The following is a 25,459-nucleotide window of genomic DNA, read 5'->3' as shown; positions in this document are numbered from 1 at the left end:
TGATCGTTTCCAACTCTTGTTGAAACCACATTCACTCATTAACTCATTAACTCATTCACTCATTTCCTGAATGATCCTCATCACATCGTAAACCGGCACTTGCAATTTTGTTTCCAAAGCCAGTTTTAATTCATCTGAATTTAACCTGTAACCATCGGGCGATACCGGATTAATGGTAATTGCCACAAGGTTGGTTTTATCTAATACCTGAATCTTTCCACCCTTCTTTACAAAAGCATAGTAGGTTTCAGGATTTGCAAAGACTCTTGTAAAGTCTCTGATAATTAATCGTATTTGATTTACCTGCTTTTGACTCTTCAGGAAGTCAAGAAACTGATCGGTAATTGCTCCGCTCACAAAAAAGTCGGTTCCAAACTGGAAGAGTTTGTCCTTTTCTTTTTTGATCATCAGTACAGAAGCAATTCCTGTATCCTTTACTTCTCCTGTTTTATCCAATGCCCAAATGCCATTCTCAATTCCTCTGAATTTGGTCTTCAAATCTGAATCGATCTCTTTCAAGTGAATCAGATCATACACATATTGTGTTTTGAAAACCAGTTGAGGTATGTTTGCCGATAAGGCTGCTCCCGTTGCCAGTATCATGGCTTCGGTTACTGCCGGCGAACCTAAACTTTTGCGAGACAGCGCACCGTCTACAATGGTAAGGTCTACCCCTTTTGTTTTTAAATCGGCAATTAGCCTGACAATTTCTGCATTGTTTGCAGGCCCTGATAACATCACCTTACCGGAATGAATTGTTTTTGCCGTAACCAATCGGCCAAGGCTGGTACTTTGTTTCGAAACATCAAGAACTTCGGAAAACAATCTGCGTTTTGCGTAATGCGTTTCCGATGTTACGAACATCATTCCTTCGCTCAGTTCAATTTCAGGTTTGTGTGTTTGTTTGACCTGATCGCGGCTTTCACCGTCGATACCGATAGAGGTAAGTGCAATTTGTTTACGGCTGTCTCTTAATCGAGACAGCACGTAATTTAAACACTCGGTTTTACCGGTATTCTTTTCAAGTCCAACAATCGAAAGACTATTGTATTTTTCTATGTCCTTAAGAAAGGGCATCCGTCTTTTTATTTCTCTCTTTTCTTGCCAGGTGATCAGGCTCGATTGCCAATTTCTCACCATGTAACAATGAAGCAACACCTTCGTGTTTTTCTTGCATTGCACAATCAGGGCAAGTACAGTTATCATCGTAATGTGTAGGCTCGGTATAAGTTGTGATTACACCTTCGAAGTTTCTCAACACCACTTTACCCGGGCTTTGTGAAACAACATACTGAGGCATAACCGGCGTTTTACCACCTCCACCTGGAGCATCAACAACGAAAGTTGGCACAGCGAAACCAGAAGTATGACCACGAAGGTTCTCGATAATCTCGATCCCTTTTGATACTGGAGTTCTGAAGTGCTCTAATCCCATTGAAAGGTCACACTGGTAGATGTAATATGGACGAATTCGGTTTTTCACCAAATTGTGCATCAACTTCTTCATGATGTGTACACAGTCGTTAACACCTTTCAACAATACCGACTGGTTACCCAATGGTACACCGGCATTTGCCAAACGTGCAACTGCTTCTTCCGCTTCAGGCGTAATCTCATCTGAGTGGTTGAAGTGAGTGTTTAACCAAACCGGATGGTATTTCTTCAGCATGTTCACCAAATTGTCGGTAATACGCTGTGGCAATACAACAGGAGTACGGCTACCAATACGGATGATCTCAACGTGAGGAATATCTCTCAATCGACTGATGATATACTCTAGTTTGTCATCGCTAATCAACAAAGCATCACCACCAGAAAGTACAACGTCGCGTACCTGTGGAGTGTTTGCAATGTATTCAATTGCTTTTTCAATATTATCCTGTGGCGTTGAAGCATCAGACTGACCTGCAAAACGACGACGCGTACAGTGACGGCAGTACATCGAACACATATCAGTAATCAGGAACAACACACGATCCGGATAACGGTGAGTTAATCCTGGAACCGGTGAATCCTCATCCTCGTGCAATGGATCCAACAAATCAGCATCAGCTTTGTGCACTTCTGCTCCTGTAGGAATTGCTTGCTTACGAACTGGGCAATTTGGGTTTTCAGGATCGATCAAAGTCAAATAATAAGGAGTAATTGCCATACGCAATGTTTCCAATGACTTCTTCACACCCTCTTCCTCTTCTGCTGTTAGGTGGATGTATTTCTTTAGTTGTTCTAAAGTCTCAATACGGTTTCTCACCTGCCATTTCCAGTCGTTCCATTGAATATCGGTTACCTCTGGAAATAAATCTTTTCTTCTATTGTTGTTAGCCATTACACGTATAATTTTTCGAACAACTCTCTAATACCTTCTGATTTTCTTACAATATCTAAAGTTAGGTCGGCATGCCCGATTGCATATCCGTTACCTACAATCATGTCAACATCTTTACCAACACCTTCAGCTCCTAAAGCTGCTTTGGTAAATGATGTAGCCATTGAGAAGAAATAAACGCAACCTCTGTCTTTTGTAATCAGGATTGATGACATTTCGGTAGAAGCAACATTTACATTATTAATTACCACGTCGCAACCTTCTTCACCAGAAATTTCGGTTACGCGAGTGTATATATCCATTACATCAGTGGCATCGCCAACCAATACTTCGTGAGCCAAACCAAGGTCTTTGATACGTTGTGCATTCTCTTCAGAATATTCAACAACAATTACTTTCCCTTTAGGTCCCACTTTTTCCATTGCCTGGTAGCAACAAAGCACACCCGACTTACCACCACCACCGATGATACAAACCGTGTCGCCTTCTTTCACCAAACGATCAACCTGCGCAGGAGCACCAGCTACGTCTAGAGCTGCTAAAGCTAATTTTTCAGGAATATCAGTAGGAAGAACTGCATACAAACCGCTCTCGAATAAAATTGCTTCTGCATCTACATCAACCTGGTCGTTAGAAACATTAATATTCTTGATCTTGTTAATTTTCAAAGGAGTTAATGAAAGAGAAACCAAAGTTGCAATCTTATCGCCTACCTTCAAATCCTGGTTTGGGAAGTTTGGTCCAACTTCTTTAATGGTACCAATTAACATTCCACCCGATCCGGTAACCGGATTTTGCATTTTACCTCTCTCGCCAACAATTGAAAGAATCATTTCTTCCATTTTTGCAGTGTCGGCATCGCAAGCCCCTTTAATCTGAGTAAAACTTGCCGAGTCGATATTCAAAGTCTGAACATCAATCAACAATTCATTGTCGTAAATCGACATTGTATTATCCAACTTCTGAGCTGGCTGTGGAAGAGTGCCTTTTGGTTCAAGCACTCTGTGAGTTCCGTATTTATTTCCTTTGTTCATTTCTATATTAGTATCAAGTACAAAGACTGTCCTCTATTTTTGTTTTAATCCTAAAATTTCTCTTGCCTCAGCTGGGTTTGCAATTTCGCGGCCCAATTCATTAGCCAAACGAACTACTTTCTCAACCAATTCACCATTCGACTCAGCCATTTTGCCTTTTGCAATCATGGTGTTGTCCTCGAATCCTACACGAACATGTCCACCATCGATAATAGCAGCAACTGCCAATGGGAATTCGTAACGACCAATACCTGCAACAGTATAAGTAGCATCAGCAGGAATCGAACCACGTAGGAATGAGAAATCGCGAAGTGTACCAGAAATACCTCCGTTTACACCCATCACAAAATCGAAGTGCATTGGCGACTGAATGTATCCCTTCTTGTGAAGACGAAGAGCCATGTCAATCATCGACTTATCAAACACTTCCAATTCAGGCTTAATGCCTCTCTCGATCATCTTCTCACCAAAGTATTTGATTGTATTCTCGGTGTTTTCGAAAATTTCGTCACCACCAAAATTCAAAGTTCCGCAATCTAAAGTTGCCATTTCAGGGTTCAATTCAGTAGGCTGCAATCTTTCATCGTTGCTCATTCCCACTGCACCACCTGTAGAAGGCTGAATAATTACATCAGGACACTCTTTGTGGATAGCATCCATAACTGCCTTGAAACGATCTTTGTCTTGAGTAGGAGTACCATCATCTTCACGAACATGAAGGTGAATAATACTTGCACCTGCTTCGTAAGCCAGTTTTGCTTCACGAACACATTCTTCAACTGTATAAGGAACATTAGGATTATGCTCTTTTGTTACTTCGGCGCCGCAAATTGCAGCTGTGATGATCAATTTTTCCATTGCAGTATATTATTTACGTTGACAATTTTTTGGTGTAACACAAGTACCGGTAGCACGACAAACTACTACAGGCTCTTCAAGAAAATCGGCTGCAGATTCAGAAATATCAGTTCTTGGAACGATTACTTTACGAGCTTCGAAAGACATTTTACGGCTCGAATTTCCTTCTTTGATAATTTCACCTACTGCTTCGATGTAGTCACCTGCATAAACAGGAGCCAAAAACTCAACATTTTCGTAACCAGCGAACAATCCTTCGTCACCATCGCGACGAATCAATAATTCAGTTGCTACATCACCAAATAACTGAAGCATTTTTGCTCCATCTACAAGATTTCCACCATAATGAGCATCGTGTGAGCTCATACGCATTCTAATCATTGCCTTTTCCATTTGTCTATATTAGTTTAGTTGTTAACGATATAATCCACAAAAATTGAAGGAGTTTTGATTTGCTCAGGGCTTAACTCTCCTACTTTCACCATTTCCTGTGCTTCCACAATTACAAGATCTGCAGCAGTCGCCATCAATGGGTTAAAATTCTGTGTAGTTCCTTTATAAATCAGGTTACCCTGGTCATCACTCACGCTTGCGCCGATCAATGCAACATCAGCTCTCAATGGCTTTTCAAGAAGATACTCTTTGCCATCAACTGTGATTACATCTTTTCCTTCGGCCACGATGGTTCCCAATCCAGTTGGCGTTAATACACCACCCAAACCAGCTCCTCCAGAACGAACACGCTCTGCAAGTGTTCCCTGTGGACTGAATTCTACTTCGATTTCACCATTATTCATTTGCTCGATGGTAGCAGGATTGGTTCCAATGTGAGAGGTAATCACCTTTTTCACTTGTTTGTTCGCAATCAATTTACCAAGACCTTTATCTGCAAAAGCAGTATCATTACAAATGATAGTTAAATTTTTAACACCAGCATCAACAAGCTGATCAACCATATTATTTGCAGTTCCTACCGAAAGAAACCCACCAATCATGATGGTCATTTCATCTTGTATTTTCGATACTGCGTCCGTAATTGAGATTATCTTGTTCATCGAAATAATTTTTTTGAAGATTTCCTTATCCCTCAATAATTTAAGGCTAATCAGAAATCATACTTGTTAATTCATTCACAAAGATAAAGGAATATTCATTTCTTGAAAACGATTGCAAATCTTCATATTAAGACTGAATCTAAACGGAAATATCAGTAGAGAAATATTGCTTATAACCATTCTAAACAAGATCAAATCCGAACGTTTTTTCGTTAAAAAACTCAATTTTCGTGTTATATTTTTAACTCTTTATTTAAAAATAACACAATTTGTATGGTGCATTGGAAAAAATTAACTGCTGCACAACATGTAATACAGAATCATTCTAAGGATATGTTATAGAGCAGAAAGTCTAAAAACAAGAAAAAGATGCTCATTTTACAAGCCTCCCGACTTGCCACTCAACATATTCAGAAATCAAATTAGCTCGGCAGATTTCACTATTTTTAGTGCTCACAATTCAACCTTAAATGAAACAATCAAAACACACTTTTATGAAACGACACCTAAAACTCATTTTCATTGCCTTTTTTCTTTTGGCAACCCACCTTTCCTTTGGGCAAAAAGATCCTGTGGTCAAAAAAATTATTGAGATCGGTAAAACCGATAACCAGTGTATGGATCATCTTGATATTCTGAGCAACCGCTTTGGTGGCAGATTGATAGGCTCAAACGCTTATGACAATTCGGCCGAATGGGCAGCCAGCAAATTCAAAGAATGGGGCATGGAGGTGATCATGGATGAAGTAGGAAGTCTGCCGGTAGGCTTTAACCGCGGTCCTTGGTTCGGAAGAATGCTGGGTGGCGATAACCTGCACCTACACTTTGCAACTCCTTCGTACACATCGGGAACAAAAGGAGTACAAAAAGGACATGTTGTTTTAGAACCAAAAACCCAGCGACAGTTCGATCGCATGAAAGGCAAACTAAAAGGTGCCTGGGTACTTATTGGTGGCGAAAACAAAGGATGGCCAATCGATTACTCGCAAAAAGCGGAAGAGCGCAGGGCAGAAATCATTGCCGAGAATGCAAAAATTGAGAAGAAAAACGATAGCATCAGAAGAATTAACTGGAGAAATCGACATGGAGAACAAGTGGAACTGATTCCTATGAAAGAAGAGCCAGCATTGTTCTATCAGCAAATGGTAGATGCCGGAATTCTTGGAATTATTCAGTCGGCTAAACTTCCTATTGCTGCCATGTACGACCGAAAGAACCTAATGGACATGACTTTCGAGACACTTCCAGAAATTCCAGATATCAAACTGAACGAGCATCAGTACAAAATTATCGCCCAGATGGCAAAGGAACGCCAGCGATTCGAACTGGAGTTCGACATTCGCAATCACTTTAGAATGGGTCCGGTGAAATACCATAGTGTAATTGGTGTAATTAAAGGCAGCAAATACCCGAACGAGTATGTAATTATGGGCGGACATTTGGATGCTTTCGACATTGCAACCGGTGGTGTTGACAATGGCTCGGGCGTTACTCCAGCCATGGAAGCTGCGCGCCTGATTATGAAAGCAGGAGGAAAACCGAAAAGAACCATCTTGGTTTGTCTATGGGCAGGCGAAGAGTTCGGACTGTTGGGTTCGAAACACTGGATCAAAACCAACCAGGATAAACTGGATAAAATTGCCAACATGTTTAATCGCGACAGCGGTCCAACGGCAACCACCAGCCTAAGTGTTACAGAGGCCATGTGGGACGATATGGAAAAGATTTGCGAACCTCTTTCAAGCATCAACCCAGACATTCCGTTTACATTGAAAAAACGCCAGGCAACAAAACGTCCAAAAACTCCCTGGGGAACAGATAGTGGTCCGTTTGCTGTAGCAGGTGTACCTACCATGGAGTTCGGAAAAACCGACCATTTTGGCTACGATTTTAGCTACAGGGAAATTTGGCATACCGAAAGAGATTTGTACAATATGAGCATTGCTGAATACCAGGAACACTCTTCTATTGTGACAGCTGTTGTGGTATATGGAATTGCGAACCTGAAGCACCTTTTATCCCGCGAAGGGTATTATATTGAAGAGAAGGACAAAAAGGAGATGAGCAAGAAGTAGGAACAGAATGCACAAGGAGAAGAAAAAGTAAACGAGTTTACTCATCTCATTTCACCCTTTAGTCTGTCGACAGTTTCCCTCATAGGAAACATTCATTCAGGAAGGCTTGTGAAATAGTTCCATTACAATAGAATACAAAATAACCCAGGGAAAACTGTCTTTTGACCATTTCCCTGGGTTTTTATTTTTTTATCATCAATCGCTTAAGCTTCCTGCGATTTGACGATCTTCTTTTAGATCTGTTCTTACAAGTTCTTGTAGATTTTCACCTGCCTGAATCCGAGTACAAATAAGGCAAGCAGTTTAATTATTTCCATGACCACATACATAAGGTGAACCGAACTTTTTTCGGGCTGCATGCCCTGCATAATCAGTTGGGCATGTTCGTTTAGTTCCGGCAGCAGGTAACCCGACTGCGCCACTATAAATGTAAAGATAGTGATACCTGTTACCACAACCACTTTATCGGTGTAATACACAAACACATATACGAGCAGAATGGCCGTAAAAATTCGCTCAACAAAATTCAATGCACCAAACACATGCATGCCCACTTCTAAGGCTGTTGGTGTATCCAGAGATTCGGCTCGAAATTTCACCCAGGCTTCCATAAAACTAATGGCAAGTATAAACCCCACCCAGATAAAAGTGATTACAAAACCGTACTTTATAAATTTACTCATGTCTTATCTTATTATTTTGAACGAATAAAAATAAGAAAAGAATTCTTTGCTCAAATAAAAAGAAGATTAAAAAAATACATCCTCATCGAAAGTATCAACGTTCATCTGAGCTGAAGATAAAATAAATTGAACTAATACGCCCTGGTCCGCGATAGCTATCGGGATTTTACTTCCTTTTTCATCCATGAAAAAAGTAAGAGCCCCTGCGGCTTGAGCAAAACACCCCTCGTTGCATATCACATAACAGAACAATGAGAACCAGCAGTTGCAACGAGTAAAAATTTATAACGCAAACCCAGGCAGACGGTCGCTTACTCTCCCTCATCCTGGGCTAAAATAAATATGCCTTTCAGGCATTAAGCATATAAAACTCGAAAAGTAAAACAGCTTCCCTTCTCTTCTCCTTAAATGAGAAAAGACACAAAAAAAAGGCCTCACCAAAAATGAAGCCTTCCCTTTTTATTTTTTCAAACCATTACTCTCTCCTGCCCATATACATCATCACATAATACATTAGCGTAGCCAAAGATGACAATGCGGCAACAATATAAGTGTAGGCTGCCCATCGGAGTGCATCGTCAGCACTTTTTTGCGATTCGTAGGTGGTAATACCTGTTGTTTTTAACCATTTTAGAGCTCGGTTACTGGCATCGATCTCAACCGGCAGGGTAATAAAACTGAACAAAGTAGTTGCAGCAAACATTACAATACCTGCCAGCAGGAGCTGTGGAAAGGAATTAACCATGATAATTCCGGCCAATAAAATCCACTGTACCCATTTCGAGCTAAAGCTCACCACCGGCACCAGGGCCGATCGCATTTGCAACCACGAATAGGCTTGTGCATGCTGAATGGCATGACCTGTTTCGTGGGCAGCAACTGCAGCAGCAGCTACATTGCGGCCATGATATACTTCCTGACTTAAATTTATGGTCTTTTCGGCAGGGTTATAATGATCTGACAACTGACCACTCACCGATCCAATTCTCACTCCTGTGATTCCATGATCTCTCAACATTTGCTCAACAACCTCTCTCCCACTCATTCCGTTCGAAGTTGGAATTTGAGAGTATTTCTGAAATCTTGACTTCAGCTGATGGCTCACCAACCAGCTCAACAAGGTAAAACCTATAAAAATGATCCAAATACTCATATTCTCTCTTTTTGTTTATTCACTTTGCAATGGATCAAAATCTTTGCCAATATATAATCATTTCATATTAGTGCCGATTTGTCAGTTACCAGCCAGACAATATGTAGTTTGTATCGCAATCATAATCACGCCTCTTAACCAGTTATCGAAAAATCCAAATATTTGAATTTCAGATAGATTTAAAATGCACTAAACCAAAAAGTCAATACATTTTCATAGATTTACACATATAATGCTTATTTTTGCCACTCCTTAAAAACTAATTCAACCAAAGAATGATCAGCGAATCAGATTTTGATGACATAAGACCGTATAACGATTCAGAGGTAGTTGAAGTAATAAATCGTCTTATACAAGAAGAGGCGTTTATTAAATTTGCACAACAACTTTTTCCGGGTTTCTCGAAAGAAATGATTGAAAAAGCTTTGAGCGAAGTGAAAAGCATCAAAGAGTTCCAGGGTAATTTTATTATCCGATTGGCTCAGCACATCATCGACAATACCACCAAAGGAATCACCATCGACGGGTTAGAAAACTTAGATCCTAAACAGAGCTATCTATTCATTTCTGATCATCGTGATATTATACTCGACTCGGCATTATTAAATGTAATGCTGCATCACAATGGTTTCGAAACCACCGAAATTGCCATTGGTAGCAACTTGCTAATTCAGCCTTGGATTGCCGATTTGGTAAAGCTGAACAAAAGTTTTGTTGTAAACCGAAATGTTACCGTTCGCCAAATGCTGGAAAGCTCGAAGCAACTTTCCAATTACATCAACTTTGCCCTAAACACTAAAAAATCCTCTATCTGGATTGCACAGCGCGAAGGACGAACCAAAGATGGTGACGACAGAACCCAGCAGAGCCTTCTAAAAATGCTACAAATGAGTGGCGGAAGAGAATTTTGTGCTCACTTCAAAAATTTAAGAATTGTACCCGTAGCCATTTCTTACGAATATGAGCCGTGCGATGCAATGAAAACTCTTGAAGTACACCTGAAAGAAACCGAGTCTGGATATCAGAAAACTGCTAAGGACGACCTTAGAAGTATGATTCGTGGTATGATTAACGAAAAAGGTCGTGTGCATTTCAATATTGGAAAGCCAATTGATCATATGTTGGATACCATTGAGGAAATGGACGAGAGCAAAGACAAATACAAAGCTCTTGCTGATTTAATTGACTACAGAATTCACAAGAACTACAAATTGTGGCCCGATAACTATATTGCTTACGATATTGTAAACGGCAGCAAAGAGTTCTTAGACAAATATACCATCGAGGAAAAAGAATTGTTCCTGAAACACATGGAAAAGAAAATGGCTACCATCGAAGATCGAAGTGAAGATACCGAGAGATTGCGCCAGATTTTCTTCGAGATTTATGCCAACCCTGTGAAAAACAGGCTTGAATTAACCAAACCAGAATTTGTTTTAGACTAAATATTCCCAAAAGGCTTTCGATTGAAAGCCTTTTTTTGCCTGGATTTTAGGTCGAATTTATCTGTGAAAAAGTAAGAGCCCTTGCGGCTTGTGCAGTTATTGGCATCCTTTCTTTTCTCCATAGATGATATATATAAAGTGGATTAATACTTAAAAGCTTGCAGAGCCACCTGGGCATTGGAAGTTCAAGGCAATTAGGCGCAGAAAACTATTAGTAAGGAGGGGAAGTTTCGAACTTGCTTCGAAAATCACCCCACCGCACTTATGGTTTTCAAGAATAAGTGATTTGAACTTACACGCCCTAGATTTTTTGCTTACTTTTTCATCAATGGAAAAAGTAAGAGCCCTTGCGGCTTGAGCAAATACCCTACGTTGCATTACACATAACAGAACAATTAGAACCAGCAGTTGCAACGAGTAAAAACTTATAATGCTAACCCAGGCAAACGGTCGCTTACTCCCTCATCCTGGGCTAAATTAAATATGCCTTTCAGGCATAAAGTATATGAAACTCGAATAGTCTTGTGACGGCCTCTTTAGGCATTGGCAGTTCATAGCAATCTTTCTTTTCCCTATAAAAAAGAAAATCAAGCACAAAAAAAAGCCCAATCAAACGATTGGGCCATATGCATTAAAGTCAAAACGACTCTACAATATTGTCTCTTCCTCGTTTTCCTGGTTTTCTTCGCTGGAAGAAGCTTCACGTTTTATCATGTCCTGGTACATGCGGCGCATGAATCTTGTACCGTATTTTACAGCTTCGTCTTTGCTGGTAAAGTTGGCTTTAATTAACTGATGAACACTCAACTCTTCGTTCGGATCATCGGTATAATAAAAGATACTCACATTTGGCCTGCTGCCTTTCTTTTTGATATCCATACCAAACCAGGTTTCGAATACCTGGTCATCCACTTTAATATGACGCTTAAACTTTATCATCTTTCTTAATTTTTACAGCTGCGAAGTTAATTTATTTTTTTCGTTTACAAGATTAAAAGCTGCAAGAATCTGCATATAAGTGCTTGATGGATTATGCGATCCGAAAATTCAACTGGCAGATTTAATTCTTGTAAGCCTGTCCATTCTAGTTCAAACTTCCAGATTTCCTGTTCTCGAAATTACAATGTTTCGGCTAAAAACCTGATTTTATAATTGATCATAACAAAACTAAGTCGATAAAACATAAGGCTTTGTCGATTCACAAGGCCTTTATGTCGATAGCAGGTGTTATTGCAAGATATTTTATTGACATTCGATGCACAGGAGAACATTTGGCAGGCTTACAACAAGCTTGTTGATACTCAAAAGCATGAAAAGTTGATTTGGTGTATTGTGTCATTTTTGTAGTGGGAAGTAACAGATGATAACAAGCTGTTAGGGATCATCCCTAAGCCAAATACTTAAATGCAAATTCTTTTTTAGTTAGTGATGGAGAGGTAAAGCATTGTGGTTAATGGTATTTTCCTCTCCTCCTTTTTTATCTCACAAAAACGAATGGCTGTATCGGAAAACTCGTTCTCATATGGCCATTATTATTAACCATAAATCTTATTGTATGAAAAAATTAATTTGTCTTGCTGTAATTCTTGTATCACTAGGATTACAGTTTGCAATTGCCCAAAATCGGCACATTTCGGGAAAGGTAAGCAGCGCCGAAGATGGCTTGGGATTGCCCGGAGTTTCGGTGGTAATTAAAGGAACCACTATTGGAGCAAGCACAGATATCGATGGAGCTTATTCCCTGCAAGCATCGCCATCGGATGTACTGGTATTTAGCAGTGTGGGAATGCTTACACAAGAAATTACAGTTGGTGACCAAACTGTGATTAATGTGGTTATGGAAACGGAATCTATTGGGATGGATGAAGTGGTAGTGACTGCTTTAGGTATCACTAAAAGTAAAGACAAAATAACAGGTGCAATTACTTCGGTTAATGCTGATAATTTGGAGTCTACAGGAGAATCAGGAGTGATTCAGAGTTTGTCTGGTAAAACATCAGGCCTTACTGTTGTCAGAAACTCAGGAGATCCAGGAGCAGGAGCTTATTTACAAATTAGAGGACAGGGAACCATTACAGGCAATATTCAACCTTTAATTATTTTAGATGGTGTGCCAATTAATTCTTCTAATCCCGACAGAGGAAGCACCGATGGCGTTGTTCAACAATCACGCTTGAATGATATTAACCCAGATGATATTGCATCAGTAGATGTTATGAAAGGAGCTTCAGCCGCAGCGGTTTGGGGAACCAGGGCTGCTAATGGAGTCTTGGTAATAACTACAAAAAAAGGTAAAGTCAAAGGAGGCAAGCATGTTCATGTTGACCTAAGAGCAAGTTTCTCTTGGGATAAAATCAACCGCGAGCATGCCAAGCAAAGCATATATGGACAAGGCCGAAATGGCAAGTGGGAAGCCAACCGAGGTGAAAGTTGGGGTGACAAGATTTCGTCTCGACTTGGTGGAGCAGATTTACTCGATAAAACCGGAGCCTATTTTGAAGGTATTGATGGCACAAAAATATATCCGATAAAAGAAAAAAAATCGAAAGATGTATTCAATGACACCAACAAAAAGCAGGTTTTTCAAACTGGTTTTGCGAGAGACTTAGGAGCAAGTATTTCTGTTGCAGGAGAAAAAAGTAACCTGTATATAAGTTTGGCAGATTGGGATCAGGATGGGATTATTAAAGGTAAATCGGACTACAGAAGAACTTCTTTGAGGGTTAATTATTCTTCCATGATTAATGATAAAGTTAAATTTAGAATCAACACCTTTTATTCTCGTATAAAGAGTAATCGTATTCAGCATGGATCGAATTTAAATGGATTGTATTTAGGATATCTAAGAACCTCTCCCGATTTTGATAATACCGTATATAAAGGCACATACTACGATGCCAATGGTGTTCCAACTTTTAATTCACACAGATCTTATCGCAGATATTTGGGTGATGCACCTCCTACGTATAACAATCCAGGCTGGACCATTAACGAACAGGTTAATACCTCAGATGTTGACCGCGTAATGATCAATCCTGAATTGACATGGGATATTACACCTCAAACAAAATTTACTTTCCGATATGGATTGGATCTTGCTTTCGATAAAAGAATCACATTCTTTCCTGTAAATTCGGCAGCAAGTGTTGCAACTGGCTATTATAAAGAAGAAGATGACTGGCAAAAAGAAAACAATTTAGATCTTTTTGTACGCTCATTACATAAGCTGAATGATGACATTTCAATGTCATATATCCTTGGTTTGCAGTATAATGAAAATTACCAGAGCTATTTAGATGGGAGCATGAGTAATTTCATTAACGTTAATGATCAGATATTTGACTTCAGTAATGCTACAACAGATAATAAATCTCCAGACAACTATAAGAAAAAGCAAAAAACTTTGGGTGGATATGCTGTTGTTAATTTTGAACTGTACGACCAAATATTGGTTGAATTAACAGGAAGAGCGGAAAAATCAAATTCTTTTAAAGATGCAATTTTCTATCCTTCAGCCTCTGTTGGATGGCAGTTTACAAAAGTGATGAACGATAGTGGTATTCTTTCGTTTGGTAAATTAAGGGCTGCTTATGGTACTGTAGGTTTGGCACCTCCATTGTATGTAACTGTAACTGATTTTGTAGGAGGTAAAGTCGAGAGTGGCTGGGGACCAAATATGGATCCTTCTTATTTTGGCGGTGGACTGAAGAGAAGTACCATGCAAGGAAATCCTAATTTGAATCCGGAGAGAAAAACAGAGTTTGAGGTAGGTGCAGATTTGAGATTTTTCGAAGATCGTTTAAGTCTGAATACAACCTATTACACAAATAAAACTAAAGATGTAATATTTGCTGTTGATGTTCCTGCTTCAACTGGTTATTCATCCAAATTGGAAAATGCTGCGGTAATTTCTAATAAGGGGTTAGAGTTTGACTTAACAGGACAAGTATTTAGGGATTCTAAATTCAAATGGGATGTATTGGTCAACTTCACAAAAAACAAAAACGAAGTAGAAGATCTTCAGGGTGTTACTTCAATATTTCTAAATGGTTTTACCGGAACATCATCCAGAGCTGTTGAAGGACATGCATTAGGAACTCTTTGGGGTGGAAAATTTGCCCGAAATGAAGACGGTTCTTTACAACTAGATGCCAATGGATTTCCAAAACAAGCGTTAGAAGAAGGGATTCTGGGTGATCCAAATCCGGATTGGAAAGGAGCCATCGGTTCTACCTTTAGCTATAAGGGACTTAATTTAAAGGTACTATTCGAAACTTCGCAAGGAGGAGATATGTGGGCAGGTACTCAAGGAGTGCTCAGACATTTCGGGATATCACCTATTACCGCAAATGAATCAATAGCCTCGGCAGATCTTAAAAACTATGCCAATGGAACCATCACGAAAGGAACAGCATTCAGAGGTAACATTCACAACTTTGGTGGAGGAAATGTTGCTCTTGATGAGAGTTGGTATAAATCACTTGGAGGTGGTTTTGGTCCGGTTGGAGAACAATTTGTAAAGGATGCATCTTGGACCAGATTAAGAGAAGTTACATTGGCATATGAGCTTCCTAAATCGATACTAAACAAATTGAAAATTGACAGGGTTGAACTAGCCCTTACAGGCCGTAATTTAAAATTATGGTCGGATTTCAAAGGAGTAGATCCTGAAACAAACCTAACAGGAGCCTCCAATGGTCGTGGCTTGGATTACTTTACAAATCCTGGCACAAAATCTTATCTATTCTCAATCAAAGTTGGATTTTAGTAAAATTTAGACAGTATGAAAAATTATAAAATATTACTCTTCTTTCTATTCATTTTTGCAATCAGTTCATGCGATAAGATTGCTGATTTAGAAGAGAACGATCCTAACAATTTTAAGGATGCACCAGCGGATTTAATTATTAACACTCCATTGCTTGCTAATGCTCTGGTTGCGGAAGGTGAGTTAGCGCGAATTTCAAATATATTTAGTGATCAATTTACAGGAGCTGATAGGCAATACCTTTCTTTTGAGAAGTATTTGATTACAGCAGGTGACTTTTCTAATATTTGGAGTACGCTTTATGCCGATGGTGTTGCTCAATGTAAACTAATTCAAGAAAAAGCAACACTTGCCAATGACCCTCATCTTAAAGGTATTTCGCAAATTGTAGAGGCAAATTTAATTGGTTTGGCAACATCACTTTGGGGAGATGTACCCTTTACTCAGGCTGGAAATGTTGACAAATTTCCAGAACCAAGCTTTGATGATCAATTGGCGGTTTATGCTGGATTGCAAAGCCTGTTGGATGAAGCTATAGCGAATGTTGGCAATGCAACAGTAACAGAGGCTGTTCATGGTTCTGAAACTGTCGACCAAACTGTACGTGCCAATATGCGTTGGAAAGAAATAGCATATTCTCTAAAATCAAGATTTTACCTCCATGTAAAAGATTATCCAAATGCATTGGCAAATGCAAAGCTAGGGATACCCTCTTCTGATGCTGAATGGTTAATTAATCATGATGATGGAGGTAATTGGATAGATGGTAAATTTAATATCTACTTTTCATTTTGCGCATGGTATCGAGGCGGTTATTTAGGTGCTAGTGATGCTTATTTACCAAAACTCTTGGATGCTTCTGCTACTGAGTACAGAGGCGACACCAAAACAGATGAAGCCGGAAGATTGGCGTATTATTATGCAGGAAGTAGTGGCAGTTGGGACCCCAATACTGGAAAAATATGGTCAAACAGCAGTCCTTTTCCTGTTTTCTCCTGGGTCGAGAATAAACTGATTGAGGCTGAATCCGAATGGCGAGGTGGTTCAAAAGCAAATGCCTTAGATGCCTTAAATGAAGTGAGAGCTTACTGGAATAAAAAATTTGCAGGGAAGTATAGTGAATATGTAGATACAGATTTTGCTAGTGATGCAGACTTATTAAGTGAAATACTAGAGGAAAAATACATTTCACTTCATGGGCAAATTGAAGTTTTTAACGATTTAAGAAGAACCGATAATCATATTGGAGTTCCTATTAAATCCGGCAGTAAATTTCCCGAGCGATTCATTTATCCTCAATCTGAAATAAATTCAAATCCTAATACACCTGAAATAAAAGACATTTATACTCCGACAAAGGTTAATAGTTAAAGAACACAACAAACATCTCTTAAACAAGAGGCTACTCACAAAATGAGCAGCCTCTTATTTTATGCAGCAAATTGATCAACAAACATTTCATGAATGGCCTGCTTTTCCACAATTGGTTGGTTGGCTACCTGGTGCTTAAAGGCATCGGGCTGAAAGAGCCTGAGCCATTAAATAGCCTTGCCAAGAATCTCCTGAATAATGTAGGTGCTCTCTTTCACCAATATTTCCTTTTCAATTAAATCTTTTAAATCCTGTACGGCTCCATCATGTTCCATCTTCTTTTTCTTTGCCTCATCATGATACTTTCTGTACAAATCGTAAGCCTCATCTGTTTTTCCCAATCGAAGTAATGCTAATGCATGATTGAACTTGGCGTAATAGGCATCATCATCCATAGCAATTGCCTCTTTCGACCATTTTACACATTCTTCGAACTGATCGAGGCAGTAGTAGGCCCATCCTAAATTTCCGTAGGCACTGCTGTTTTCCGGATCGGATTTTATTGCCTCCAATAAATCATCTTTGGCAGCTTCGAACTCTTCCATTTGTATGTAGTAATGTGCCCGGGCCAACCAATTATAAACATTTTTGGCATCTAGTTTTAATGCCTTGTTATACTCTGCAATGGCTTTATCATTTTCATTTAACTCCTGATGACATCTTCCTTTACTTCTAATGGAGTACTCATATTCTGGACTTAAAGAAATGGCTAAGTCGTATTGTATAATTGCTTCTTTCCAATTTTCCCGCATAGAGTGGCAATCTCCAATTCTCGAATAAGCGAATGCATAACCCGGACTTATTTTTATTGCACTTGAGAAATCTTTTATGGCAGTATCGATACTATCCATTCCTACATATGCATTTCCACGAGAAGCATAATAAATCGCATTCTTTGGATTAATTGCAATGGCTTTATCCAAATATTTTATTGCTTCTTTGTATTGGTTGTTCCAATATAAAATTTCGCCCAACTCACTCATTAAATCTTCGTTATTCGGACTTAAAGAAACTGCCTTTTTATAATTTTCAATCGCTTTATCCAACTGCTCTGTTTCTCTGTAACAATCGCCTAACCTTCTAAACACATAATCGTATTTGTCATTGATTTTGGCTGCCTTTTCAAAATCCTTTATGGCCAACTGAAAACTATCCATTTTAAAATACACATTCCCTCTATCCTTCAGATAGTATTCATTTTTAGGATTATATTGTATTGCTTTGGTGTAATTGTAAATTGCTTCGGTATTATTAAATCTTAAAGAATAAACACCTCCTTTTAAGGAATAGCATTCGGCATCAGTCGGATCTAATTCAAGTGCGTTATTATAATAATAAATCGCACTATCTACTTTATAGGTCATGGAGTGGCACATTCCTAAATTAATATGAGCCCATTTATAAGCAGGATTCAATTTAATTGCTTTTCGAAAGGCCTTTTTGCTTTCTGTAAATTTTTTCTGGGTCAAATAAATTCTTCCCAATTCGTTCCAGGCAAATGGTATGGATGAATACAGCTCTAATGCCTTATAGTAATTGCCACTTGCTTCCATTGCATTATTTTGTTGCAATTTTATGGATCCCCGAATCAAGTATCCATAAGCGTATTTGGGATACTTGATCAATAGTTTGTCTAATAAGGCTTCACATTTCTCAAATTCTCCGCTATCATACAAACTTTGAATTTGCAAAAGCAGCAATGCTTTAGAATCGGGCATTCGTTTTACAAGTTTCTGAAGGTATTTTTCGGTCTTCTTCTGGTTTCGATTAATCACTGATTGATAGAGATGAAGCCTAAGCATCATATCCTTGTCTTTCACATCAGAAAAATCAAGATTTAACTGATTTGTGTGAGCTGATAAATTGGAAGGAAATGCTGATTTAATAATTATTGCCAATTGATCACTTACCGACTTCTCACACTTCGAATAGACAAACAAGTTCATGTAAACTACAAATTCCAACATCTGATAATCATAGATTCTATCGAAATTTTCGCTTTTCTCTTTTAACTGTACGCCTTTTAAGAGGTCTTTCACTCCTGAATACAGACTATCGTTTTGGATTTTTCCGATTCCTTTAATAAGATATTCATCCGAATAGAAATTATCAATCAGACTAGTATTTGAAAGTCTTAGGGATTTTATGGTAAGACTATCCTTCTTTTTTTCTCCATACGAAGTAAGTGCTAAGACTAATAACAAGCTAAGCAATACAAATTTCAGATTCATCGATATTGATTTAGGGATAAGCATTTTTGGTTAAGTAACATAAGTGTTCAATAAAACTAGCAATTAATCCCAAATATTAAAACATATTAATTTTTAATTGGAATTTTGATGGAATTGCCATCGGGTCATGAGATCTCACGTCCGTTTTGTGAATAATGGACAATCCAATAACAATAAAGAACATGATTTTTATTTGAAACAAGGCTATTTAAAATTACTGATTGGCTAAAAAGACAGTTGAGCTTGTATTCGTTGAAAACTACACTCTAAGATTTGATCTACACGATATTTTTAGTCTAAATTCCAACTTTTATATATATCATAATTTATACAAGTCGATAAAATGACTGGTTTTGTCGATTGTGACACCCTTTATGTCGATAGCAGGTGTTTTTGAGAGATATTTTCTTGACATTCGATACACATAAAAACAATTAATACATCAAAATAAGCTCGCTGATATACATGGCTTTGGTGGGCTTATTGGGGATTGTAATCATTTTTTTGAGAAAGAAAAAAAATGATAACAAGCTCATAGGGAATTTAAAACAACTGTTTCATGTTAGGTACCCCTATATCTGCATGCAGAGTGTAAATTCATTTTTTTAGTTAGTGATGGAGAGGTAAAGCATTGTGGTTAATGGTATTTTCCTCTCCTCCTTTTTTGATCTCATAAAAGCGAATGGCTGTACGGGAAAACTCATTCTCATATGGCCATTATTATTAACCATAAATCTTAATGTATGAAAAAACTAATTTGTATGAATGTAATTCTTGTGCTCATAGGATTACAATGTGCTATTGCCCAAAATCGGCACATTTCGGGAAAAGTAAGCAGCGCCGAAGATGGCATGGGATTGCCTGGAGTTTCGGTGGTGATTAAAGGAACCACCACTGGAGCAAGTACAGATATCGATGGAGCTTATACCCTGCAAGCATCGCCATCGGATGTACTGGTATTTAGCAGTGTGGGAATGCTTACAAAGGAAATTTCAGTTGGTCACCAAACTGTGATTAATGTGGTTATGGAAACGGAATCTATAGGTGTAGATGAGGTTGTTGTTACCGCTCTTGGTATTACCAAGGAGAAAAAGTCTCTTGGTTACGCCGTACAAGAAGTAGGCGGTGACGCTGTAAGTACGGCAAAAGATGCGAGTTTTATCAGTTCCCTATCTGGTAAGGTTAGTGGCGTTAACATTAAAAAATCGGGTCAAATTGGTGGATCTGTAAACATCCTTATTCGTGGATCGAACTCTTTCATGAATAACAACCAGGCACTATTCGTTGTAGATGGCGTACCTATTAGTAACAGCAATACAAATACCTATTCTACACAGAGTGGTGGAGGTGGTTATGACTATGGTAATGCTGCTTCTGATATTGATCCTGAATCAATCGAGTCGATTTCTGTATTGAAAGGTGCAACAGCCTCGGCTCTTTATGGATCTGACGCTGCCAATGGAGTAATTCTGATTACCACGAAAAAAGGTTCTAAGAAAAAAGGCATTGGCGTAACCATTAGCCAGGGTGTAACCATTAGCAAGTACGATAAAGATACATTCCCTAAATATCAGAAAGAGTATGGAGCTGGGTACGGTGCATATTATGGTTCGACCGGTGCTTTCTACGATGAAGATTTTGATGGAGATGGTACGCTTGATTTGGTTGTGCCATTTGGAGAAGATGCTTCTTTTGGTGGAGCTTATGATCCGGGTTTGATGGTCTACCAATGGAATTCCATTTATCCTCAATTGGATACTTATAAGAAAAAAACTGCTTGGGTAGCACCTAAGAATGGACCTGGTTCTTTCTTCCAAACAGGAGTTGTGTCAACTACCAACCTTGCCCTGGACGGAGGTAATGAATATGGAACTTTCCGTTTGGCTTATACCAATGATGATCGTTCAGGTATCATTGAAAACTCAAAAATCAAAAAAGACATTATTGATTTTGCTGCTTCATATAAATTAACTGAGAAATTCAAGGTTGATGCAAAAGCAACATACACAAGGGTATCTGGTAAAGGTCGCTACGGTACAGGTTATAATGCAGGTAACGTAATGCAATCTTTTAGGCAATGGTTCCAAACCAACGTTGATGTACAAGATCAAAAGAAAGCGTACCTGGCAACCAAGGAAAATATCACCTGGAATTCTAACTCTTCTAGCAATCTATCTCCCCATTATTTCGATAACCCTTACTGGGTGATTTATGAGAACTACGAAACTGATGTTAGAAACAGATTCTTTGGTAAATTCCAGTTGAGTTATGAAATTAATGAGCACCTTAATGCTTTGGCAAGATTTGGGATTGATACCTATACAGACCTGCAAGAAGAACGTATTGCTGTTGGTTCTTTGTATTTGCCTAGGTACAGAAAATATGAGCGTACATTCGAAGAGTACAATACCGATTTCATGTTAAACGGAGACAAGCGTTTTTCTGAGGATGTGACCTTAAGAGGACTTCTAGGTATTAACATCAAGAACAAGAAAATTAGAAGTACTCGTTCGTCTACTACCGGAGGACTGGTAGTTCCAAGGTTATACTCTTTAAGCAACTCGGCAAGTGCATTGGAACCGGCTTATGAAGCGGATATTGATCAGATTAAGTACGGCTACTATGCCCAGGCAACCATTGGTTTGTGGGACAAGTGGTATACCGAAGGATCTTTCAGAAGGGACTATTCTTCAACTCTTCCAGAAGATGATAACAAGTACAACTACTGGGCCATTTCATCAAGTTTCATTTTCAATGAACTCTTGGATTTATCATGGTTAAACTATGCTAAGTTTAGAGTAGGTTATGCAGAAGTTGCTCTTGATGCTCCCCCTCTAAGTATATTGAGTACCTATTCAGGGGCAACTGCATTTGGTAGTGCTCCAATGTTCTATATTCCGGATACTTATAATAATCCTGAGCTTAAAAATGAAACAACCAAAGAATTCGAAATTGGCTTGGAATTGAACATGCTCAACAATAGAGTTGGTTTAGATTTATCGTACTACGATAAGAGTACTACCGATCAAATTATGGCAGCCCAGGTTTCAACTGCTACAGGTTACAACAACAAGTATGTAAATGCAGGTGAAATGACCAATAAAGGGGTTGAATTAGCCCTATTTGGTTCGCCTGTTAAAAACAAAGATTTTGAATGGAAGGTGAATGTAAACTGGGCTAAGAACAAGAATAAGGTCGTTAGCTTGAACGATGACATTAAAAACTTATTGATGTATAACCAGTGGAGCACGGCGATTAATGCACGTGTTGGTGAAGCTTACGGTACAATTACAGGTACAGACTTTCAATATAAGAACGGTAAGAAAGTTGTTGGTTCCGATGGTAAATATCTAAGAACCGAAAGTACCCAGAAAGTAATTGGTAATATCCAGCCAGATTGGAATGGTGGTGTTAGTAACAATTTCCGTTATAAGAATTTCTCCTTCGGTTTCTTAATTGATTTCCAGAAAGGTGGAGATATTGTTTCTTACGATATGGGATTTGGTCGAGCTACTGGTATATATGCTGAAACTGCGGGTTTGAACGAATTAGGAAATCCTAAACGTGATAGAGTAAAAGACGGTGGTGGTATCTTATTAGATGGAGTTACTAAAGATGGTCAACAAAACACAACCAGAGCAGAAGCTCATAATTACCAGGCACCTTACGGTTACTATGGTGGCTCAAGTGAAACTGATGGTTATTTACCTGATAAAGCATTGGTTTACGATGCATCATATGTAAAATTAAGAGAGATTACAGTGAATTATCAACTTCCTAAATCTTTAATTAGCAAGATTGGCCTTATTGATGCAACAGTAGGTTTATTTGGTAGAAACTTATGGATTATCGACAAGAATTTACCATATGGAGATCCTGAATACACTTCAAGTTCGGGGAACTTACAAGGGATACAGATGGCCACACTACCTAGTACGAAGGAATATGGATTTAATGTAAAAGTTAAATTTTAAAGCAAGCAAGACATGAAAAAGATATATTTATTTATAGTTCTAATTGTTTCAATGATCGCAGTATCGTGTGAAGACGATATTCATAAAAGAAACATCGACAATAAGAATGCCTCTGAGGTAGATCCACAGTATCTGTTCTCATATGCTATGGAAAACCTGGCCAGACAAATGGCAGACGCTGATTACAACCAAAACCTGGATCGATTCTGGGCAAACTACTTTACCCAAACAACTTATATACAGGAGTCGTCATATGATCCAACCAACCGCGATGTTGGTGGGAGTATTTGGGATAACATTTATACTGAAATTCTGATGGAATTGAAAGATGCTAAAGCAGGTGTTAGAGCTTTAGATGCTATTAAAGCTACTGAAGCTGAGAAAGCGAATCAATTGGGAATGATAAAAATACTGGAAGTTTATTCATGGCAGTATTTGGTAGACAACTTTGGTAATGTTCCTTACGGTGATGCATTGGATATTCATAAAACCAATCCTGCTTATGAGGATGCAGCAACGATCTATTCTGCAATTGCGGATAGTTTAACATCTGCTATTTCAGGTTTAGATGCTGGTGCCAGTGGTTTTGGAGCTGATGCAGACATCTTATTTGGTGACGACATTGCAGCCTGGAAAAAGTTTGGTGCTTCATTGCAGTTGAAATTGGGTATGCGTTTGGCCGACGTTAATGCTTCATTGGCATCTACATTGGTTACAGGTGCAGTTGCAACTGGTGTTTTTGAATCGAATGCAGACAATGCAGCCTTTGCATTCTCAAGTTCAGAGCCATACGTAAATCCAATGTACAACTACTTTGTAACCGATTCACGTAATTCGGATTTTATCGCTTCTGATTTCTTCATTAATGTATTAAAATCATATGCAGATCCAAGAATTGCTTTCTACTATGATGATAATATCGCTGCAGGTTATGTAGGTGGTGTTTATGGTGGTGCAGGTAATGCTTATGCCAACTTTAGTCATGCCAACCCAAAAATCTACACGCCTGATTATCCAGGTATTTTAATGGATTATACAGCTGTGGAATTCTTCCTTGCAGAAGCTGTACAAAGAGGAATTATTTCTGGTGATGCCAATACGCACTACGTGAATGCAATTACATCATCTTTCGAATTTTGGGGAGTTGGTGCTGCTGATTTAGCTACTTATTTGGCTCAGCCAAGTGTTGTTTATGATGCTGCAAATTGGAAAGAGAAGATTGGTATGCAAAAGTATATCGCTTCGTTTAACCAGGGGCACGAAGGATGGACAGAAGCAAAAAGATTGGATTTCCCAACTTTAGCTGTTGCTGCTTCAAATAAGGTTCCTAATCCTAACAGATTATTATATCCAACCGATGAGTCATTGGTGAATGCTGCAAATTACAATGCTGCTGCATCTGCAATAGGTGGTGATGAATTGGCTACTAAATTGTTCTGGGATGTAAACTAAAAAAAAGAGGACCCTAAATGGGTCCTCTTCTATTTAAAATTTACTTACCAATTAAAAAGACAGTTGAGGTTGTATTACCTCCGATACGATTTCGTCGTACTTTCCTGAAAAATTCTCTTTACACCACTGTTTTAGTGATGCGATTTCCGACGGTTTGAGCCACTTTATTGCTTTGATCAATTCTTTTCTGAATAGACCTAAGTCGAAACTAACATTAGCTAAGACGATTTTTGTTTGTTCAAGCATATGTTCTTGTGTTTTTATTTTTTAGAGCTTGTGTTTCGAATTTACCAAAAACTTTAATAGCTGGTTCGAATATTAACAAGAGTTAACATTATTTACGAATTCACTTTCAAAAAAGTTTTAGTTTTCTTAAACATGTTTTCACATTAGTGCATAAAAAAAGGAGCTACTCAAGCTCCTGATCCTTTTTGTCTTCCAACTGTTTCATCTTCTTTTCGACATTGCTCAAAAGCACCATCGAAATCATTAAAATGAACATTACCACCAGTTCGATGTATACACCTGTTCTGTCAGGCGTTTCGGCACCGGAATATAAAAGATTAAAAATAGCTGCCACCATAATTAAAAAGGCAGACATGATCAGAAGAAACTTTATCAATTTCATATTTCTTGTAGTTGATTTTCGTTGATCGAAATTATTAAAATTTGTGGCGAAATACAAATATATAGTATGCTTAATAGATTATTGATACAATTAAAATTACAAAATTCTGGTATCCCTTCGGGCATTGGAAGTTCAGAGCAATTAGGCGCAGTAAACTATTAGTAAGGAGGGGAAGTTTCGAACTTGCTTCGAAAATCACCCCACCGCACTTATAGTTTTCAAGAATAAGTGATTTGAACTTACACGCCCTAGATTTTTTGCTTTGTCCCGTCCTGAAATAAGTTGACAGTAAATCGACTTATTTATGAAAATATTGAGAAAGACTGTAGCAAGGCGTACCCAACGAAATTATAATTTATCCTTTAAATTGTCAGTTGTACGTCAAGTTGAAGAAGGGGAAATGACC

17 protein-coding genes are annotated in these 25,459 nt (G+C 38.5%); 6 read left to right on the top strand and 11 right to left on the bottom strand.

Annotated features, from left to right (window positions below):
- Positions 1 to 51: 51 nt before the first annotated feature.
- From kamB to ELS83_RS09500, 6 genes are read right to left on the bottom strand one after another with little or no spacing between them, the layout of a single operon-like run.
- Positions 52 to 1,077 (bottom strand): lysine 5,6-aminomutase reactivase subunit KamB, encoded by a 1,026-nt coding sequence (kamB, locus tag ELS83_RS09525; protein WP_171595329.1) that lies wholly within the window; start codon positions 1,075 to 1,077, stop codon positions 52 to 54.
- A complete protein-coding gene (kamA, locus tag ELS83_RS09520; protein WP_171595328.1) occupies positions 1,064 to 2,326 on the bottom strand; it encodes a lysine 2,3-aminomutase in 1,263 nt (420 codons plus the stop codon). The genes kamB and kamA overlap by 14 nt, the downstream gene beginning before the upstream one ends.
- On the bottom strand, positions 2,326 to 3,360 hold the full coding sequence (gene kdd, locus ELS83_RS09515) for an L-erythro-3,5-diaminohexanoate dehydrogenase (RefSeq protein ID WP_171595327.1): 1,035 nt from the start codon (positions 3,358 to 3,360) through the stop codon (positions 2,326 to 2,328). The genes kamA and kdd overlap by 1 nt, the downstream gene beginning before the upstream one ends.
- Before the next feature lie 33 nt (positions 3,361 to 3,393).
- Entirely contained in the window at positions 3,394 to 4,218 is an 825-nt protein-coding gene (gene kce, locus ELS83_RS09510) for a 3-keto-5-aminohexanoate cleavage enzyme (protein ID WP_171595326.1), read from the bottom strand.
- 9 nt (positions 4,219 to 4,227) lie between these two features.
- Complete coding sequence (gene kal, locus ELS83_RS09505) at positions 4,228 to 4,611, bottom strand: 3-aminobutyryl-CoA ammonia lyase (RefSeq protein ID WP_171595325.1); 384 nt, start codon at positions 4,609 to 4,611, stop codon at positions 4,228 to 4,230.
- A gap of 14 nt (positions 4,612 to 4,625) precedes the next feature.
- Complete coding sequence (locus ELS83_RS09500; RefSeq protein WP_171595324.1) at positions 4,626 to 5,273, bottom strand: CoA transferase subunit A; 648 nt, start codon at positions 5,271 to 5,273, stop codon at positions 4,626 to 4,628.
- A 494-nt stretch (positions 5,274 to 5,767) separates the two neighbouring features.
- On the opposite strand from ELS83_RS09500, the gene ELS83_RS09495 reads away from it, so the two are divergent.
- Positions 5,768 to 7,348: a M20/M25/M40 family metallo-hydrolase gene (locus ELS83_RS09495; RefSeq protein WP_171595323.1), complete on the top strand. Its 1,581-nt coding sequence runs from the start codon at positions 5,768 to 5,770 to the stop codon at positions 7,346 to 7,348.
- A gap of 245 nt (positions 7,349 to 7,593) precedes the next feature.
- Here ELS83_RS09495 and ELS83_RS09490 read toward each other — a convergent pair whose 3' ends face one another.
- Positions 7,594 to 8,031: a hypothetical protein gene (locus ELS83_RS09490; protein WP_171595322.1), complete on the bottom strand. Its 438-nt coding sequence runs from the start codon at positions 8,029 to 8,031 to the stop codon at positions 7,594 to 7,596.
- A 475-nt stretch (positions 8,032 to 8,506) separates the two neighbouring features.
- Positions 8,507 to 9,184, bottom strand: coding sequence for a zinc metallopeptidase (locus ELS83_RS09485; RefSeq protein ID WP_171595321.1), 678 nt, complete (start codon positions 9,182 to 9,184; stop codon positions 8,507 to 8,509).
- 275 nt (positions 9,185 to 9,459) lie between these two features.
- Here ELS83_RS09485 and ELS83_RS09480 point away from each other — a divergent pair, with 275 nt between their 5' ends.
- Positions 9,460 to 10,629 carry a 1-acyl-sn-glycerol-3-phosphate acyltransferase gene (locus tag ELS83_RS09480; RefSeq protein WP_171595320.1) on the top strand — a complete coding sequence of 390 codons (1,170 nt, stop codon included), beginning with the start codon at positions 9,460 to 9,462 and terminating at the stop codon, positions 10,627 to 10,629.
- A 648-nt stretch (positions 10,630 to 11,277) separates the two neighbouring features.
- Here the strand turns inward: ELS83_RS09480 and ELS83_RS09475 are convergent.
- Positions 11,278 to 11,568 (bottom strand): hypothetical protein, encoded by a 291-nt coding sequence (locus ELS83_RS09475; RefSeq protein ID WP_171595319.1) that lies wholly within the window; start codon positions 11,566 to 11,568, stop codon positions 11,278 to 11,280.
- Positions 11,569 to 12,184: 616 nt separating this feature from the next.
- On the opposite strand from ELS83_RS09475, the gene ELS83_RS09470 reads away from it, so the two are divergent.
- Together ELS83_RS09470 and ELS83_RS09465 are read left to right on the top strand one after the other, a co-directional pair.
- The gene (locus ELS83_RS09470; RefSeq protein ID WP_171595318.1) at positions 12,185 to 15,397 is read left to right on the top strand and encodes a SusC/RagA family TonB-linked outer membrane protein; all 3,213 of its coding nucleotides are present in this window, start codon (positions 12,185 to 12,187) and stop codon (positions 15,395 to 15,397) included.
- Between the two features lie 15 nt (positions 15,398 to 15,412).
- Entirely contained in the window at positions 15,413 to 16,768 is a 1,356-nt protein-coding gene (locus tag ELS83_RS09465; RefSeq protein ID WP_171595317.1) for a SusD/RagB family nutrient-binding outer membrane lipoprotein, read from the top strand.
- A gap of 167 nt (positions 16,769 to 16,935) precedes the next feature.
- Here ELS83_RS09465 and ELS83_RS09460 read toward each other — a convergent pair whose 3' ends face one another.
- Positions 16,936 to 18,999 carry a tetratricopeptide repeat protein gene (locus ELS83_RS09460; protein ID WP_171595316.1) on the bottom strand — a complete coding sequence of 688 codons (2,064 nt, stop codon included), beginning with the start codon at positions 18,997 to 18,999 and terminating at the stop codon, positions 16,936 to 16,938.
- A gap of 743 nt (positions 19,000 to 19,742) precedes the next feature.
- On the opposite strand from ELS83_RS09460, the gene ELS83_RS09455 reads away from it, so the two are divergent.
- Both ELS83_RS09455 and ELS83_RS09450 read left to right on the top strand, forming a co-directional pair.
- On the top strand, positions 19,743 to 22,973 hold the full coding sequence (locus ELS83_RS09455) for a SusC/RagA family TonB-linked outer membrane protein (protein WP_171595315.1): 3,231 nt from the start codon (positions 19,743 to 19,745) through the stop codon (positions 22,971 to 22,973).
- A 12-nt stretch (positions 22,974 to 22,985) separates the two neighbouring features.
- Positions 22,986 to 24,425: a SusD/RagB family nutrient-binding outer membrane lipoprotein gene (locus ELS83_RS09450; protein WP_171595314.1), complete on the top strand. Its 1,440-nt coding sequence runs from the start codon at positions 22,986 to 22,988 to the stop codon at positions 24,423 to 24,425.
- Positions 24,426 to 24,834: 409 nt separating this feature from the next.
- Here the strand turns inward: ELS83_RS09450 and ELS83_RS09445 are convergent, their stop codons facing one another.
- The gene (locus tag ELS83_RS09445; RefSeq protein WP_171595313.1) at positions 24,835 to 25,053 is read right to left on the bottom strand and encodes a hypothetical protein; all 219 of its coding nucleotides are present in this window, start codon (positions 25,051 to 25,053) and stop codon (positions 24,835 to 24,837) included.
- Positions 25,054 to 25,459: the final 406 nt, after the last annotated feature.

It is taken from the genome of Marinifilum caeruleilacunae, assembly GCF_013141825.1.
Lineage (GTDB): Bacteria > Bacteroidota > Bacteroidia > Bacteroidales > Marinifilaceae > Marinifilum > Marinifilum caeruleilacunae.
Note: the sequence above shows the minus strand (reverse complement) of the source record. Positions and strands in the feature narration are given on the sequence as shown.

Bases quoted from the DNA above. Each gene is read 5' to 3' on its own strand.
- kal (WP_171595325.1), bottom strand. From the start codon at position 4,611: ATGGAAAAGGCAATGATTAGAATGCGTATGAGCTCACACGATGCTCAT.
- ELS83_RS09465 (WP_171595317.1), top strand. From the start codon at position 15,413: ATGAAAAATTATAAAATATTACTCTTCTTTCTATTCATTTTTGCAATC.
- ELS83_RS09480 (WP_171595320.1), top strand. From the start codon at position 9,460: ATGATCAGCGAATCAGATTTTGATGACATAAGACCGTATAACGATTCA.
- kce (WP_171595326.1), bottom strand. From the start codon at position 4,218: ATGGAAAAATTGATCATCACAGCTGCAATTTGCGGCGCCGAAGTAACA.
- ELS83_RS09445 (WP_171595313.1), bottom strand. From the start codon at position 25,053: ATGAAATTGATAAAGTTTCTTCTGATCATGTCTGCCTTTTTAATTATG.
- ELS83_RS09450 (WP_171595314.1), top strand. From the start codon at position 22,986: ATGAAAAAGATATATTTATTTATAGTTCTAATTGTTTCAATGATCGCA.
- kdd (WP_171595327.1), bottom strand. From the start codon at position 3,360: ATGAACAAAGGAAATAAATACGGAACTCACAGAGTGCTTGAACCAAAA.
- ELS83_RS09490 (WP_171595322.1), bottom strand. From the start codon at position 8,031: ATGAGTAAATTTATAAAGTACGGTTTTGTAATCACTTTTATCTGGGTG.
- ELS83_RS09460 (WP_171595316.1), bottom strand. From the start codon at position 18,999: ATGAATCTGAAATTTGTATTGCTTAGCTTGTTATTAGTCTTAGCACTT.
- ELS83_RS09470 (WP_171595318.1), top strand. From the start codon at position 12,185: ATGAAAAAATTAATTTGTCTTGCTGTAATTCTTGTATCACTAGGATTA.
- ELS83_RS09455 (WP_171595315.1), top strand. From the start codon at position 19,743: ATGAAAAAACTAATTTGTATGAATGTAATTCTTGTGCTCATAGGATTA.
- ELS83_RS09475 (WP_171595319.1), bottom strand. From the start codon at position 11,568: ATGATAAAGTTTAAGCGTCATATTAAAGTGGATGACCAGGTATTCGAA.
- kamA (WP_171595328.1), bottom strand. From the start codon at position 2,326: ATGGCTAACAACAATAGAAGAAAAGATTTATTTCCAGAGGTAACCGAT.
- kamB (WP_171595329.1), bottom strand. From the start codon at position 1,077: ATGCCCTTTCTTAAGGACATAGAAAAATACAATAGTCTTTCGATTGTT.
- ELS83_RS09495 (WP_171595323.1), top strand. From the start codon at position 5,768: ATGAAACGACACCTAAAACTCATTTTCATTGCCTTTTTTCTTTTGGCA.
- ELS83_RS09500 (WP_171595324.1), bottom strand. From the start codon at position 5,273: ATGAACAAGATAATCTCAATTACGGACGCAGTATCGAAAATACAAGAT.
- ELS83_RS09485 (WP_171595321.1), bottom strand. From the start codon at position 9,184: ATGAGTATTTGGATCATTTTTATAGGTTTTACCTTGTTGAGCTGGTTG.